This window comes from Chryseobacterium sp. 2TAF14, from assembly GCF_052115105.1.
Classification (GTDB): Bacteria; Bacteroidota; Bacteroidia; order Flavobacteriales; family Weeksellaceae; genus Chryseobacterium.
On record NZ_JBFRGA010000341.1, the window covers coordinates 1 to 751 of the forward strand.

A 751-nucleotide genomic window follows, 5' to 3' on the forward strand; every position below is an offset into this window, starting at 1 on the left:
ACGTAGGAAGATAACTTAAAATATTAATTGATGATTCCTAAAAAAATACACTATTGCTGGTTTGGAGGCCAGCCAAAACATGAATTGGCAGAACATTGCATCGCTTCCTGGAAAAAGATTCATCCCGATTTTGAAATTGTAGAATGGAATGAAAGCAACGCACCATTAGAAGACAATGAATATGTAAAAGACGCTTTTGCACAGAAAAAATGGGCTTTCGTATCAGATTATGTGCGCTCAAAAATAATGTATGAACATGGCGGAATTTATATGGATACAGACATGGAGCTGAAATTGCCGCTGGATGAATTTCTTAACGAAAAAGCAGTCTGTGGTTTTGAGGTGAAAGGTGTTCCTTATTCTGCGTTTTGGATGGCAGAACCTAAACATCAGCTTTCAAAAGATTTTGTAGCATATTACGACAAGCAGGAACGTTTCGTTGAGCGCATCAATACTGATATTTTTTCTGAAATGCTCGAAGAAGAGTATGGTGCAGACCGTTACAGCGATACCATTCAAAAATTAAAACATGATGTAACTCTTTATCCGTCGGTTTAYTTTTCTCAGGATTTACCGAAAAATTATGTAAGCCATCATTTCAATGGTTCATGGTTTGGCGGTGATGAAGAAAATACCCATAAAAAGATGGTGAATGTTTACGGGCTTCTGGAGCAGCTTGTCAACTCACCAGATGCTGCTAAATCGGTAAACGCAGTCATTAACGATCACAAGATCATCGATGCTAATAAGC

The 751-nt window shown here is 37.9% G+C and carries 1 protein-coding gene; it reads left to right on the plus strand.

Annotation, left to right across the window (positions count from 1 at the left end):
• Window positions 1-30 precede the first annotated feature (30 nt).
• Window positions 31-751: glycosyltransferase family 32 protein (locus tag AB4Y90_RS18085; RefSeq protein WP_441558945.1), on the plus strand; the 721-nt coding region annotated here is incomplete at its 3' end.